Source organism: Janthinobacterium sp. GW458P, from assembly GCF_002127585.1.
Lineage (GTDB): Bacteria > Pseudomonadota > Gammaproteobacteria > Burkholderiales > Burkholderiaceae_D > Janthinobacterium.
The window spans coordinates 13,105-26,316 of the sequence record NZ_NEGZ01000008.1 but is presented as its reverse complement, the minus strand read 5'-3'; the positions used below and the strand labels follow the sequence as shown (position 1 = coordinate 26,316).

Below are 13,212 nucleotides of genomic sequence, written 5' to 3'. Positions count from 1 at the left end.
GGTCCGACCCCGGATGTTGATTTGGGTTTCGACTACCCAAGCATCATCGGCATACTTGGAGCGCCCGACCCCAGGTGTTGCTTGGGGCTGTTAAGACGCTTCCTTCAGCTGCTCCAGAATCGCCGGATTTTCCAGCGTCGACACGTCTTGCGTAATCGTCTCGCCCTTGGCCAGCACGCGCAGCAGGCGGCGCATGATTTTGCCGGAGCGGGTTTTCGGCAGGTTGTCGCCGAAACGGATTTCCTTCGGTTTCGCAATCGGGCCAATTTCCTTGCCGACCCAGTTGCGCAGCTCCAGGGCCAGTTTCTTCGCCTCCTCGCCTGTCGGACGCGCTTGCTTGAGCACCACGAAGGCGCAGATCGATTCGCCTGTCGTGTCGTCCGGACGGCCGACTACCGCCGCTTCGGCCACCAGCGGGTTGGCCACCAGGGCCGACTCGATTTCCATCGTGCCCATGCGGTGGCCCGACACGTTCAGGACGTCATCGATGCGGCCCGTGATGGTGAAGTAGCCCGTGTCCTTGTTGCGGATGGCGCCGTCGCCTGCCAGGTACATCTTGCCGCCCAGTTCTTCCGGGAAATAGCTGGACTTGAAGCGCTCGGGGTTGTTCCAGATCGTGCGGATCATCGATGGCCATGGGCGCTTTACCACCAAAATGCCGCCCTGGCCGTTCGGCACGTCCTGGCCCGCTTCGTCGACGATGGCGGCCATGATGCCCGGCAATGGCAGGGTGCAGGAACCGGGGACCATCGGCGTGGCGCCCGGCAATGGCGTGATCATGTGGCCGCCCGTTTCCGTTTGCCAGAAGGTATCGACGATCGGGCATTTCTCGGCGCCGATGTGCTTGTAGTACCACATCCACGCTTCCGGATTGATCGGCTCGCCGACCGTGCCCAGCAGGCGCAAGCTTGTCAGGTCGTAGTTGCCTGGATGAACTTTCGGGTCCACGTCGGCCGCCTTGATCAGCGAACGGATGGCCGTGGGCGCCGTGTAGAAGATGCTGACGTCGTGTTTCTTGATGGTTTCCCAGAAACGGCCCGCATTCGGGTAGGTCGGGATGCCTTCGAACACCACCTGCGTGGCGCCCACGGCCATCGGGCCATACGCGATGTAGCTGTGGCCCGTCACCCAGCCGATGTCGGCCGTGCACCAGAACACGTCGTCGGGCTTGATGTCGAAACTCCACTTCATCGTCAGCGCGGCCCACAGCAGGTAGCCGCCGCTCGAGTGCTGCACGCCCTTCGGCGTGCCCGTCGAACCGGAGGTGTACAGGATGAACAGTGGATGCTCGGCATCGACCCATTCCGGCTCGCATTGCGCGCTCTGGCCTTCGACCAGGTCGTGCAGCCAGGTGTCGCGGCCGGCCACCATCGGCAGGTCGCTGCCCGTGCGTTGATACACGATGACGTTTTTCACGGAATCGCAGCCGCCCAGCGCCAGCGCTTCGTCGACGATGGATTTCAACGGCAGTTTTTTGCCGCCGCGCAATTGCTCGTCGCCCGTGATCACGGCCACGGCGCCCGCGTCGATGATGCGTTCCTGCAAGGACTTGGCCGAGAAGCCGCCGAAGACGACGGAATGGGTGGCGCCGATGCGCGCGCAGGCTTGCATGGCGGCAACGCCTTCGACGGACATCGACATATAGATGATGACGCGGTCGCCCTTGGCGATGCCCTTGGCTTTCAGGCCGTTGGCGAATTTGCAGACTTTTTCGTGCAACTGTTTATATGTTGCCTTGGTAACGGTGCCGTCGTCCGCTTCGAAGATGATGGCCGTCTTGTCGCCCAGGCCATTTTCGATGTTGCGGTCCAGGCAGTTGTAGGACACGTTCAGCTGGCCATCTTCGAACCATTTGTAGAATGGCGCGTTGTCTTCGTTCAGGGTGCGGGTGAACGGCTTTTTCCAGCTCAGGTTTTCGCGCGCCAGTTTGGCCCAGAAGCCCTCGTAGTCGCGTTCGGCGTCGGCCACCATGGCGCGGTACGCGTCCATGCCGGAAATCGTTGCCTGTGCGGCAAACGCCGCCGACGGTTCAAATACGCGCGACTCTTCTGGTCCCTGCTGCTGTGTGCCCTGCCCTTGGTTCTCTGTACCGGCCATGCTAGTCTCCAGTGTAGTAATTGTTTGCTAACACGATAAGCGCCGTGTCTTACGGACGCCTTACAGTCAGCGTTTTCCTCTATCAATTCTAACCATAATCGCCACAAGCGACAGGCGTCAAGGGAACGCCCTACGGCATTCTGGATGGAAAAACTGATAACGCGCCAACTACTTGATGCCGCTTTGCGTTTCATCAAGGCCAAGAATCCAGATTGATGGCATGCGCAGTGATCAGCAGCAAGTGTAAAATGTCGGGCATACCAAAAATTGGTATTTACCCCCAGGAAACTCCAGATGATCGACCACTTACAAAAGCCCAAACATAGCAAACTGCATCCCCTGTCCGCCTTCATCTTCATGTCGCGCTGGCTGCAGCTGCCGCTGTACCTGGGCCTGATCCTTGCGCAATGCGTGTACGTATTTCATTTCTGGGTGGAACTGTCGGACCTGATCGGCGCCGTGTTCGGCAATGACGCGGCCCTGCAGCACGTCTTGACGGCCGTGGCCGTACCGGGCGGCGCCCTGCCGACCAAGCTCAACGAAGCGACCATCATGCTGGTGGTGCTGGGCCTGATCGACGTGGTCATGATCTCGAATCTGTTGATCATGGTCATCATCGGCGGCTATGAAACGTTTGTCTCGCGCATGCACCTCGACGACCACCCGGACCAGCCGGAATGGCTGTCGCATGTGAATGCGTCCGTGCTGAAGACGAAACTGGCGATGGCCATCATCGGCATCTCGTCCATCCACCTGCTGAAGACCTTCATCAATGCCAACTCGTACAAGATCGAAGTGATCATCGCGCAAACGGTGATACACATGGTCTTCATCCTGTCGGCCATGGCGATTGCCTACACGGACCGCATCATGACCGTGACGCAGAACCAGGCAAGAGCACCCCATTAACAAGAAGCCCATGGCTGCCAGCGGCGGCCATGGGCTTTTGTCATTCCAATGCAGTAACTAGTATGAGTAAAGAGTCTTACCCTTCTTATCCACCGCGAGAACACCATGACTGTCATAAAGCAAGAAGACCTGATCGAATCCGTCGCCGCAGCGTTGCAGTACATTAGCTACTACCACCCTGCTGATTACATCGAGCACCTGGCGCGCGCCTACGCGGCCGAGCAAAGCCCGGCGGCAAAGGATGCGATCGCGCAAATCCTGACCAACTCGCGCATGTGCGCGGAAGGCAAGCGTCCTATCTGCCAGGACACGGGTATCGTCAACGTCTTCCTGAAAATCGGCATGGGCGTGCGCTTCGAGGGCTTCTCCGGCACCGTCACCGACGCCGTCAACGAAGGCGTGCGCCGCGCCTACAATTTCGACGACAACAAGCTGCGCGCCTCCATCGTGGCCGACCCGCATTTCGACCGCAAGAACACCAAGGACAACACGCCGGCCGTGGTCCACATGGAACTGGTCGAAGGCAATACCGTCGACGTGAAGGTCGCCGCCAAGGGCGGCGGCTCGGAAAACAAGTCGAAGATGATCATGATGAACCCGTCCGATTCGCTGGTGGACTGGGTCATGAAGACCGTGCCGACCATGGGCGCCGGCTGGTGCCCGCCCGGCATGCTGGGCATCGGCATCGGCGGCACGGCCGAGAAAGCCATGCTGATGGCAAAAGAAGTGTTGATGGAAGACATCGACATGTTTGAGCTGAAGCAACGCGGCCCGCAGAATAAACTGGAAGAGTTGCGTATCGAGCTGTGCGACAAGATCAACTCGCTGGGCATCGGCGCGCAAGGCCTGGGCGGCCTGACGACCGTGCTCGACGTGAAAATCATGATGCACCCGACGCACGCCGCGTCGAAGCCGGTCGCCATGATCCCGAACTGCGCCGCCACGCGCCACGGCCACTTCGTGCTCGACGGCTCCGGCCCTGCCTACATGACGCCGCCATCGCTGTCGTCGTGGCCGGAAGTGCACTGGACGCCGGACACGGAAAAATCCAAGCGCGTCGACCTGAACACCCTGACGAAAGAAGAAGTCGCTTCGTGGACGCCGGGCCAGACCTTGCTGTTGAACGGCAAGATGCTGACGGGCCGCGACGCCGCGCACAAGCGCATCCAGGACATGCTGGCCAAAGGCGAGGAATTGCCGGTCGATTTTAAAAACCGCGTGATCTATTACGTCGGTCCCGTCGACCCCGTGCGCGACGAAGCCGTCGGCCCGGCAGGTCCGACGACGGCCACGCGCATGGACAAGTTCACCGACATGATGCTGGAAAAGACGGGCCTGATCGCCATGATCGGCAAGGCCGAACGTGGCCCTGTCGCCATCGAATCGATCCAGAAGCACCAGTCGGCCTACCTGATGGCCGTGGGCGGCGCCGCCTACCTGGTGTCGAAAGCCATCAAGCACGCCAAGGTGCTGGGCTTTGCCGACATGGGCATGGAAGCCATCTACGAATTCGACGTCGTCGACATGCCGGTGACGGTGGCCGTCGACGCGAAGGGTACGTCGGTGCACAACACGGGCCCGAAAGAGTGGCAGGCGAAGATCGAGCAACTCAATAGCGTCAGCAAGATTCCCGTGACGGTCGCTTAAACAAGCTCTACCATAGACGCCGCGCGGCAACACCAGCGCGGCGTTTTTTTATTTTCATCGGCTTCGGCTTTATATGACTTTTACCTTAAGTAATAGCGCAAATCTGGGGTCAGTCCCTTCGGGATCTGCTCCACTGGAGCAGATTCCCCCAGCGGGTCTGTCCCCGGCAGTCAAGCTGCCTGTCGGCATTTTTGACTCCGGCGTGGGCGGCCTGTCCGTGCTGCGCCATATCCGCGCGCAGCTGCCGCAGGAGGATTTGATTTACTTTGCCGATTCCGCCTACGCCCCGTATGGCGACAAGACGGAACAGCAAGTGGTCGACCGTTCGCTGGCGATCACCGCCTTTTTGTTGCAGCAAGGCGCGAAAGCGTTAGTTGTGGCCTGCAACACGGCCACCATCGCCGCCATCAAGGCGCTGCGCGCGCGCTACCCGGACCTGCCCATCGTCGGCGTCGAGCCGGGCCTGAAACCGGCGGCAAGCATCAGCCGCAACGGCAAGATCGCCGTGCTGGCCACGGAACGCGCCTTGCGCGGCGACAAGCTGCTGGCCCTGCGCGAACAGGTCAGCAGCGCGACCGGCGCCACGTTCATCCTGCAGCCCTGCATCGGCCTGGCCGACCGCATCGAGCAATGCGAGCTGGGCAATGATCCGCTCGACGCCACCAGCGCCATGCTCGAACGCTATATCGCCCCCATGCTGGAGCAAGGCGTCGACACCCTGGTGCTCGGCTGCACGCACTACCCCTTCGTGCAGGACGCCATCGAACGCACGGTGCGCGCGCATACGCAGGAAACGATCACCCTGGTCGACACGGGCGACGCCGTGGCGCGCCAGCTGGCCCGCCTGCTCGACGCTGCCAGCTTGCGGCGCATCAATAACGACGCGCCGCGGCTGCAGGGCTACACGACGGCCAAGGTCGAGTCCCTGGCGCAAGCCTTCGCCGGCTTGCTGGACTTGCAGCCGCCCGTGGCACACCTGTCCGTGTGAGGGAAAACGGGGCTTTTCAAGCAATCTTCCGATTCTTTGAAAAAGACTGCATTTAGATTTGCCACTTTGCCGAGTTCTTTGTATAATTCGGCACCTGTTCAGCAAAACAGCTAAACAGGCAAGTAAGACAGTGGTGGCTGTAGCTCAGTTGGTAGAGTCCAGGATTGTGATTCCTGTTGTCGTGGGTTCGAGCCCCATCAGCCACCCCACAGAATTAGCGGTAAATAAAAGGGTTACATGCTTCGGCTTGTAACCCTTTTTTCATTTCCGCGCACTTGCATGAGGCAGCTGCAGCCCTCGCCTGCGCGGCATGCCAGGCAAACGCATCAGCTAACAAAGCCAGCCTGCGCGCGGCAGTCAAACTTGATGCATACACTGAATTTTCCGTATCCCGAAAAATACACTGGTATGTGTGAAAAACCTCCATACCACCGCCACGTTCGATGACCGGTTCAGCAAGCTGAAGGATCGGAAAGCTTTTTCCGCATTCAGGCCCGTATTGATCGTGCCGAAGATGGCAACTTCGGTGATTGCAAGCCTGTCGGTGGCGGTGTTTCGGAAATGCGCATTGATTGTGGTCCCGGCTACCGCGTTTATTTCACTCAACGCGGCATGGAAATCATGATCCTGCTCGCTGGCGGCGACAAGTCAATGCAGGCGCAAGATATCAAAACGGCGCAGCAGCTCGCGCAAGTACTCCAGGAGGTCTGATGGCACAGAAACTCAACCAATGGGATAGCGCACAGCATCTCAAAACCGAAGAGGATATCGTCGCCTACTTTGAAGCTTGCCTGGAAGAAGCTGGCGACGACGCATCCTTCATCGCCAAAGCGCTAGGCAATATTGCCAGGCGCACGCGGCATGACGCAACTTGCCAAAGACACGGGACTGGGACGGGAAAGTTTGTACAAGGCGCTGTCCGGCGAAGGCAAGCCGCGCTTCGACAGCGCTTGGAAGGTGACGCATGCACTCGGTTTGCAATTTCGCGCCGCAGCGCTGACCACTTGAGCAGCCATCAGCCTGGGCAGCGGAAAGGCTACCCCGCCAGCACCGACTGCACCGTCGTCGCCAGGTCTTCCATGCGCACGGGCTTCACGAGGAAGTGGCGAAAGCCCACGGCCAGCGCGTCGTCCATGTACATGGGCAAGCTGTGGCCGGTGACGGCGATCAGCACGGCGTTGGCCGTGTCGGGATTGTTGTGCAGGCGGCGGCCGATTTCGATGCCGCTGATGCCGGGCATTTCGATGTCGAGGTAGACGGCGTCGGGCACGCACAGCTTGACTTGCTCGACGGCCATCTGCCAGTTGCGCACCACCACGGCGTGGTGGCCCAGCGCTTCGAGCAGCATGGCCAGCGATTCGCCCACTTCCTGGTTGTCGTCGACCACCAGCAGATTGAGTTTGCGCGCGGCCGTGGCCGGCCTGTCGCCCTGGCGGCGCTCCACGGAGGAACTGCCTGGCGTCGTTTCAGTTGTCTGGCTCATTGTACGTTCACGTCTGAGGGCTGCAAAAGCGGCAGTATACAAGAAGCGCGCGCAATGCCGCCGCACCCCAGCAATGGCGCCAAGCAACAATCCGGGCAACGGCTGTACCGCGCCAACAACACTTCCCCGCCCCATCGGCCATGCGCCTGCCACTACGCGGTATGCGCAATTGACGAATAAAATGAGAATCATTATCATTCTTATCCCCTTGCGCCGGATGCCTACGCCACGATGTTGTCGCGCCGCCTGAGCGAACGCGCAAACCTTGTCATTACGGAGATCCACGCATGGCCGCCACTCGTTCCCCACTGCCGTTTTCCCTGCGCCCATGCGCGCTGGTCATCGCCCTCGCCAGCCTGGGCGCTTCCCTCGCCGCGCAGGCGCAGGACGCCAATGGCGCCAATAGCGCCGATAACGCCGGCCCCATCCTGGAATCGATCCAGGTCAGCAGCAACCTGCTGGGCACCAGCATGGCCGCCAGCACGAAGAATTTCGCCGGCGCCCGCACGCTGGTGCAGAAGGACGACATCGAGCGCTCGGGCGCGTCCAGCGTCAGCGACGTGATGCGCCGCATTCCCGGCGTGCAGATCAGCGACAACTCGGGCAGCGCCGGCAGCGCCGTGTCGCTCAACATCGGCGTGCGGGGACTGGCCGGGCGCTATTCGCCGCGCAGCACGGTCTTGCTCGATGGCATACCGATGTCGGTGGCGCCCTATGGCCAGCCGCAGCTGTCGTTCGCGCCTGTCAGCCTGGCCAATATCGAGACGGTCGACGTGGTGCGCGGCGGCGGCGCCGTGCGCTTCGGCCCGCAGAACGTGGGCGGCATCATCAACTTCAAGACGCGCCGCGTGCCCGCCACGGCCGGCGTCACGGGTGACGCCACCGTGCGCTACAACGCTTACAGCGAAGTGGGCCACAATACCCAGGCCAGCGTGTTTGCCGGCACCCAGCTCGACAATGGCCTGGGCCTGGCCGTGCTGTACTCGGGCATCCGCGGCAGCGACTGGCGCGTGGCAAGCGACGAGAAGGTCAACGACTTCGCGCTGAAGTTCCGCTACGACCTCAGTCCCACGGCCGAGATCTACGGCAAGCTGTCCTACTACGACGTCAATTCGCGCACGCCGGGCGGCCTCACCGCCGCCCAATACCAGCAGGACCCGTTCCAGAACACGCGCCGCGGCGACTTCTGGAGCGGCGAGCGCAAGGCCTTCGACATCGGCTACCTGAATGCCATCTCGGGCACCCAGGAAGTGGAAGTACGCGCTTACTACAACAAGAGTTCGCGCCAGAGCACGCTGGTCAACGCCACCGGCACCGGCATGGGCCACCAGCCGCGCAACTATGAAACCATGGCCGTCGAGCCGCGCTACACGCAGCGTTTTACTACGGGCAAGGTCACGCAGGACCTCACCGTCGGCTACCGCTACCTGGCCGAACGGGCCGACGAGAGCGTCTACAACGTCGTCATCGCCACGGGCGTGCAGCAGGCGCCCACGCGCTTTGCCGACAATGCCACCGATGCGCAAGCCGTCTACATCGACAACAAGATCGCCATCGACGCGTGGCGCATCACGCCGGGCGTGCGCTACGAGCACATCAGGACGGAGCGCATCAACCACCTGCCGGCCGATGAAAGCATCGAGTTGATCAATAACAAGGCCCTGCCCTCGCTGAACGTGGCGTATCTGCTCAACAGCAACACGACCCTGTTCGCCAACTACAACAGTTCCTTCGGCGCCGTGCAAAACACGCAGCTCAATGCGCAATCGGGCAAGAACCCGCTGCAGCCGGAACTGGCGAAAACGGCCGAGCTGGGCGCGCGCTGGAAGAGCGGCCAGCTCTCGGCCGAGGCGACCTTGTTCAACATCAAGTTCGACAACCAGATCCAGTCCGTGGGCAGCGGCAGCAACGTCACCTTCTACAACGTGGGCGCGACGCACCACCGGGGCCTGGAAACGGCGCTCGACTACCGCTTCGACCAGTCCGGCCCGCTGGCCGGCTTGAATGCCTACGCCACCTACACCTACACCAAGGCCACCCTGCAGGATGGCGCGAACGCGGGCAACGACGTGCCTTACTACTCGCGCAACACGGATACAGTGGGCGCCCACTACCAGCTGGGCGCCTGGGGTGTTGATTTGTCGAGCAGCCACCAGAGCCGCCAGTTCGCCGACGACGCCAACACCGTGGCGGAAAGCGCCAAGGGTGACGTGGGCCTCATTCCCGCTTTCCGCACATGGAACGCGCAAGTGAAATGGAAGGTGCCGGGCCAGGCTGGCCTGGAACTGCTCGCCGGCGTCAACAACCTGGCCGACAAGCGCTATTTCACGCGCACCAACGACGGCAACCTGGGCAAGATGGTGGGCGCGCCGCGCATGGTTTACCTGCAGGGCCGCCTGGCGTTCTGATGGCCGCGCGCGGCAGCGCCTATCGAATCGATATGCCGCCGCGCCCCCCCAGCGGCATGCAAGAACCTGCATCGTTGTTGTAACGATGCAGGTTTTTTTTCACCCCGATGTCACAAAAATACTCTGATGCAAGTACAGCCCAGGCCCGCTTCGCCCCGGTCGAATATTGCAATGAGTTTATTTCGTCAATAACTTGCATTGTGGGTATAACTAATTTCACAATCGCATCTTTTTTTAGCGAGCGCTTGTTCTTTGTGTGAGTTTTGGTGATATTCTTTAAATGTCATTTAGGAAATAAAATTAACTTTTAACCAAGCAAATGGATCACACATGAAAACGCCTGCCACTCTCTGCAAGATCGCCGCACTGGCCGCCCTGCTCACCACTGGCGCCGCCAACGCCGCGAGCGAACTGGTGGTCAATGGCAGTTTTGAAAACAACGTCATCGCTTCCGCCTGGGCGCCCGTCAGCAGCGTGACGGGCTGGACATCGTCGGCCAGCGGCAGTTCCGCCTTTGAAATCCAGAAGGGCGCCACGCAAGGCGGCCTGGGCGGCTTCAACCCCGTTGCCGCCAACGGCGTGCAATACCTGGAACTCAATACGGACCGCCTGACGTCCGTTTCGCAAGCGATCGCCACGACGGCCGGCGGCACGTATGCGCTGTCGTTTGCCTACTCGGGCCGTCCCGACACGCCGGGCGGCGCCAACAGCCTGATGAATGTCTACTGGGGCTCCACCCTGCTGACGCCGACGGCGCTGTCCGGCAACACGGGCGGCATCTGGCAAGCCTACAGCCAGAACGTGACGGCGCTGGGCGCCTCGACCCTGCTGCGCTTCGAATCGGTGGGCCCCGTTTCCGCCCCCACCTACGGTTCCTACCTGGATAAGGTCTCGGTGACGGCCGCCGTGCCGGAACCGGAAACCTACGCCATGATGCTGCTGGGCCTGGGCATGCTCGGTTTCGTGGCACGCCGCAAGGCCGCCGCCAGGKTTTGATCCCCGCCACGTCGCCTAAGCCGTCCCGCCGCAAGGCCGGGCGGCTTTTTTCATGGCGCCGCCCCTGTAGAAAGTTTCACGGAGTGTTGCCCAAAAGAATTAAATTGGGACTACAATAGCGTTTCTTATATCAAGCAATGCCCAGCATCGCTCCGCCAAGGCCCCTACCCCGCCTTGATCATCAGCACGCATTTATTGAACAGGAAGGCTGGCGCTGCCGGGTCCGTTTCTGCGCCTGGCGCCGCCACCAAGCACGCACCATGTCTGAAGAAAAAACCATCACTGAAACAAGTTCCTACGGCAAGGAAACGCCCGTCGGACGTCCCGATATCGATGGCCGCGCCGGCATTTTCGTGCCCACGGCCGAATTTGACATCGACAATACCACCACCATCCGCAAAGGCGCGGGGATCGTCGGCTTCGGCAACCTCGATGGCAGCCTGACCGTGTATTTCGAGGCGAACCGCTTCGATGAAAGCAACCTGCACAAGTGGGAACACAAGGCGCGCAAGGCCTATGACCGCATGGTCATGGGCGCGCCCACGGTATCGAAGGCGAAGATCGATGCGCGCATGCTGGAACAGGTGGGCATCATCGATGGCATGGGGATCAATCTCAAGCATCCGGAGCGCCTGCGGCACTGGCTGGCCATCTCGAACGTGCCCGACACGGCGCCGGAAGAGCCCGTGGTACGCTGGAAGAACCGCTGATCGGCGGAAACGCGGGCCTGGCCGCGTGACGAGGTGTTGTCCTACAAGGTGTCGGACAGTCATCCGATGCCCATGAGCATCAACTCGTCCTATGATGCAAGCATGCCCACCGCATCCACACGCCGCCTACCACTCAGGAGTACGACATGTCCCGCCTCATCCCGATCAGCTTTGGTGCCTTGCAAATAGGTCTGGCCGCGGCGGCGATGTATCTCCTGTGCTCGGCGGATGTGCTGCACCAGGCGTCCGTATATTTCCACTAGCAAAAAAGCCGGGCAAGCAAAGCCAGCCCGGCTGTGTCATGCATCCAGAACCATAGCCTAGCGGCGGCCGTAGTAACGTCCGTGCCCGCCCCAGCCGCCGCGGTGTCCACCGTAGCGGCCAAAGCCGAACACGAAGTCCAGCCCGATCGATACGGGCGGGTTGTAATAATACGGCTGCGGCGCATACACGGGCGCCGGCACATACACGGGCTGTTGCACGTAGATGGGCTGTTGCTGCACGTACACGGGTTCATTCGTGTACTCGACGCGCGGCGCGCTCACCACGCCGCCTGACTGCACCGGTTCGGATGACACCGTGTGCCACTCATACGGATTGTAGGCCGCCTGCGGCGCGCGCGAGCCGTAATACGCGGGACCGGGCGGCGCCACGGCGCAGCCACCCAAGGCTGCCAGTGAAATTACTGCCAACAGGGTTTTCATCGCAATTCTCCTCTTGTACTCATTCTGTGTACTGCTGCTCTTGTACGACTTCTAATTAAGTACTATAAGAAATTACGCCGCGCTTTGCTGCCCTTTTACCGATTGTTACACCCCGACGCACGCCGCAACATGGAATGTGGCAAAGCCGCCACACCCAGCCCATGCGGCATGTTTCCTCAGATAAATGGAATGTCGCAGCTGTCGATCGCCTTGCCGGCCGCGTCGTAGCGCTGCACGCACACCTGGTAGCGCACGCCATAATCGAGGTCCACCTGTTCGACCTTGCCATACTTCAATTTCCAGCTCGGCTGCACGCGCTGCTTGCCCGCCAGGGCCGCCACGTCCAGCGGGATCGCCATGGCCGTTTGCGTCTCGCCCTGGCGCGCATCCTGACGCCGCGCCACGTCGATGGACACGCTCAGCGCCACGTCGACGCCGCCCTGCGCATACGCAAGCGCGGGGGTGCCGCGCTGCGCGCGCATCACGCCCCAGGCGCAAGCCTTGCCGCCGGCGTCGCACTGCTTCAATTGCGCCAGTGGAAAATACTCGGCGGCAATCTTGCCATCCTTGATGGGCCAGCTGGTGCGCACGCCATCGCGCTTGCCGCTCAGGGGATTGTCCCAGCTCAAACTATTGACGATGGCGACGGTTTGTCCCGGCTGCAAGCCCGTGGGCGTGCCCGGGGTGGCGCAGGCGGCAAGCAGCAGGCTGGCGGCGGCGACGGTGGAGAGCATCAGGGTGCGTTGCATATTAAACCTCTTCTGGCGGGAACCGCGATGATATGCCCCGAGGGTAACAGAATCGGGCGCGATGGCGCCGTTGCCTGGCGCACATAACAATACGGGCAGCGCCTTCGCAAGCGCTGCCCGTACGGGATAAGCCAGGCGCGGGAGACAGGCTCCCGGCAGCATGTGGATCAGTCCAGCTTCCAGGCGTAGTCCACCTTGGTCCAGGTTTGCGCAGGCGAACCATCCTTGGTGCCCGGCTTGAACTTGCACGCGGACAGGGCCTTGATGGCGGCCTTGTCCAGGTTCTTGAAGCCGCTGCTCTTTTCGACTTTCGAATCGGCAACACTACCATCGGCATTCACCAGGAAGGACATCGACACGGTGCCCTGCTCCTCGTTCATCAGCGAGGCTTTCGGATAGTCGGCCTTGCAATTCTTGGCATCGAACGACGCCGGCACTTCGGCAGCAAACGCCGAGGAGGAGACGGAAACCAGCAAGGCTGCTGCAACACTCATAAAACGCTTATTCTCAAACATGTGCTT

At 61.2% G+C, this 13,212-nt stretch carries 11 protein-coding genes, 1 tRNA gene and 2 pseudogenes; 9 read left to right on the top strand and 5 right to left on the bottom strand.

The genetic code is table 11. The features are described from left to right. Positions 1-90: 90 nt before the first annotated feature. Positions 91-2,097, bottom strand: coding sequence for an acetate--CoA ligase (gene acs, locus CBW50_RS07765; RefSeq protein WP_086144996.1), 2,007 nt, complete (start codon positions 2,095-2,097; stop codon positions 91-93). Between the two features lie 294 nt (positions 2,098-2,391). Here acs and CBW50_RS07760 point away from each other — a divergent pair, with 294 nt between their 5' ends. The 6 genes and pseudogenes from CBW50_RS07760 to CBW50_RS07735 all read left to right on the top strand — a co-directional run bounded on the left by CBW50_RS07760 (position 2,392) and on the right by CBW50_RS07735 (position 6,649). Continuing rightward, positions 2,392-3,006 carry a YqhA family protein gene (locus CBW50_RS07760; RefSeq protein WP_070291168.1) on the top strand — a complete coding sequence of 205 codons (615 nt, stop codon included), beginning with the start codon at positions 2,392-2,394 and terminating at the stop codon, positions 3,004-3,006. Between the two features lie 105 nt (positions 3,007-3,111). Further along, on the top strand, positions 3,112-4,653 hold the full coding sequence (locus tag CBW50_RS07755) for a fumarate hydratase (protein ID WP_086144995.1): 1,542 nt from the start codon (positions 3,112-3,114) through the stop codon (positions 4,651-4,653). Between the two features lie 187 nt (positions 4,654-4,840). Continuing rightward, the gene (gene murI, locus CBW50_RS07750; protein ID WP_086145077.1) at positions 4,841-5,641 is read left to right on the top strand and encodes a glutamate racemase; all 801 of its coding nucleotides are present in this window, start codon (positions 4,841-4,843) and stop codon (positions 5,639-5,641) included. A gap of 133 nt (positions 5,642-5,774) precedes the next feature. Beyond that, positions 5,775-5,850: transfer RNA gene (locus CBW50_RS07745), tRNA-His, on the top strand. Between the two features lie 203 nt (positions 5,851-6,053). Beyond that, positions 6,054-6,352, top strand: a pseudogene (locus tag CBW50_RS07740) (type II toxin-antitoxin system RelE/ParE family toxin). Next, positions 6,352-6,649 (top strand): annotated as a pseudogene (locus tag CBW50_RS07735) (addiction module antidote protein). Before CBW50_RS07740 ends, CBW50_RS07735 begins: the two co-directional pseudogenes overlap by 1 nt. A 28-nt stretch (positions 6,650-6,677) precedes the next feature. Here the strand turns inward: CBW50_RS07735 and CBW50_RS29300 are convergent. Further along, positions 6,678-7,124, bottom strand: coding sequence for a response regulator (locus tag CBW50_RS29300; RefSeq protein ID WP_157792379.1), 447 nt, complete (start codon positions 7,122-7,124; stop codon positions 6,678-6,680). A 287-nt stretch (positions 7,125-7,411) separates the two neighbouring features. Here CBW50_RS29300 and CBW50_RS07725 point away from each other — a divergent pair, with 287 nt between their 5' ends. From CBW50_RS07725 to CBW50_RS07715, 3 genes are all read left to right on the top strand, one after another. Further along, the gene (locus CBW50_RS07725) at positions 7,412-9,532 is read left to right on the top strand and encodes a TonB-dependent siderophore receptor (protein WP_086144992.1); all 2,121 of its coding nucleotides are present in this window, start codon (positions 7,412-7,414) and stop codon (positions 9,530-9,532) included. A 330-nt stretch (positions 9,533-9,862) separates the two neighbouring features. Next, a complete protein-coding gene (locus tag CBW50_RS07720) occupies positions 9,863-10,528 on the top strand; it encodes an FxDxF family PEP-CTERM protein (RefSeq protein ID WP_086145076.1) in 666 nt (221 codons plus the stop codon). Between the two features lie 260 nt (positions 10,529-10,788). Continuing rightward, on the top strand, positions 10,789-11,238 hold the full coding sequence (locus tag CBW50_RS07715; protein WP_086144991.1) for a hypothetical protein: 450 nt from the start codon (positions 10,789-10,791) through the stop codon (positions 11,236-11,238). A 320-nt stretch (positions 11,239-11,558) separates the two neighbouring features. On the opposite strand, the gene CBW50_RS07710 is transcribed toward CBW50_RS07715, so the two are convergent. From CBW50_RS07710 to CBW50_RS07700, 3 genes are all read right to left on the bottom strand, one after another. Then, complete coding sequence (locus tag CBW50_RS07710) at positions 11,559-11,942, bottom strand: hypothetical protein (RefSeq protein ID WP_086144990.1); 384 nt, start codon at positions 11,940-11,942, stop codon at positions 11,559-11,561. Between the two features lie 176 nt (positions 11,943-12,118). Then, entirely contained in the window at positions 12,119-12,691 is a 573-nt protein-coding gene (locus CBW50_RS07705; RefSeq protein WP_139842437.1) for a hypothetical protein, read from the bottom strand. Positions 12,692-12,858: 167 nt separating this feature from the next. Next, a complete protein-coding gene (locus CBW50_RS07700; RefSeq protein ID WP_086145075.1) occupies positions 12,859-13,185 on the bottom strand; it encodes an energy transducer TonB in 327 nt (108 codons plus the stop codon). Positions 13,186-13,212: the final 27 nt, after the last annotated feature.

Coding starts and splice junctions, on each gene's coding strand:
- acs (WP_086144996.1), bottom strand. CDS start 2,097: ATGGCCGGTACAGAGAACCAAGGGCAGGGCACACAGCAGCAGGGACCA.
- CBW50_RS07760 (WP_070291168.1), top strand. CDS start 2,392: ATGATCGACCACTTACAAAAGCCCAAACATAGCAAACTGCATCCCCTG.
- CBW50_RS07755 (WP_086144995.1), top strand. CDS start 3,112: ATGACTGTCATAAAGCAAGAAGACCTGATCGAATCCGTCGCCGCAGCG.
- CBW50_RS29300 (WP_157792379.1), bottom strand. CDS start 7,124: ATGAGCCAGACAACTGAAACGACGCCAGGCAGTTCCTCCGTGGAGCGC.
- CBW50_RS07725 (WP_086144992.1), top strand. CDS start 7,412: ATGGCCGCCACTCGTTCCCCACTGCCGTTTTCCCTGCGCCCATGCGCG.
- CBW50_RS07715 (WP_086144991.1), top strand. CDS start 10,789: ATGTCTGAAGAAAAAACCATCACTGAAACAAGTTCCTACGGCAAGGAA.
- CBW50_RS07710 (WP_086144990.1), bottom strand. CDS start 11,942: ATGAAAACCCTGTTGGCAGTAATTTCACTGGCAGCCTTGGGTGGCTGC.
- CBW50_RS07705 (WP_139842437.1), bottom strand. CDS start 12,691: ATGCAACGCACCCTGATGCTCTCCACCGTCGCCGCCGCCAGCCTGCTG.
- CBW50_RS07700 (WP_086145075.1), bottom strand. CDS start 13,185: ATGAGTGTTGCAGCAGCCTTGCTGGTTTCCGTCTCCTCCTCGGCGTTT.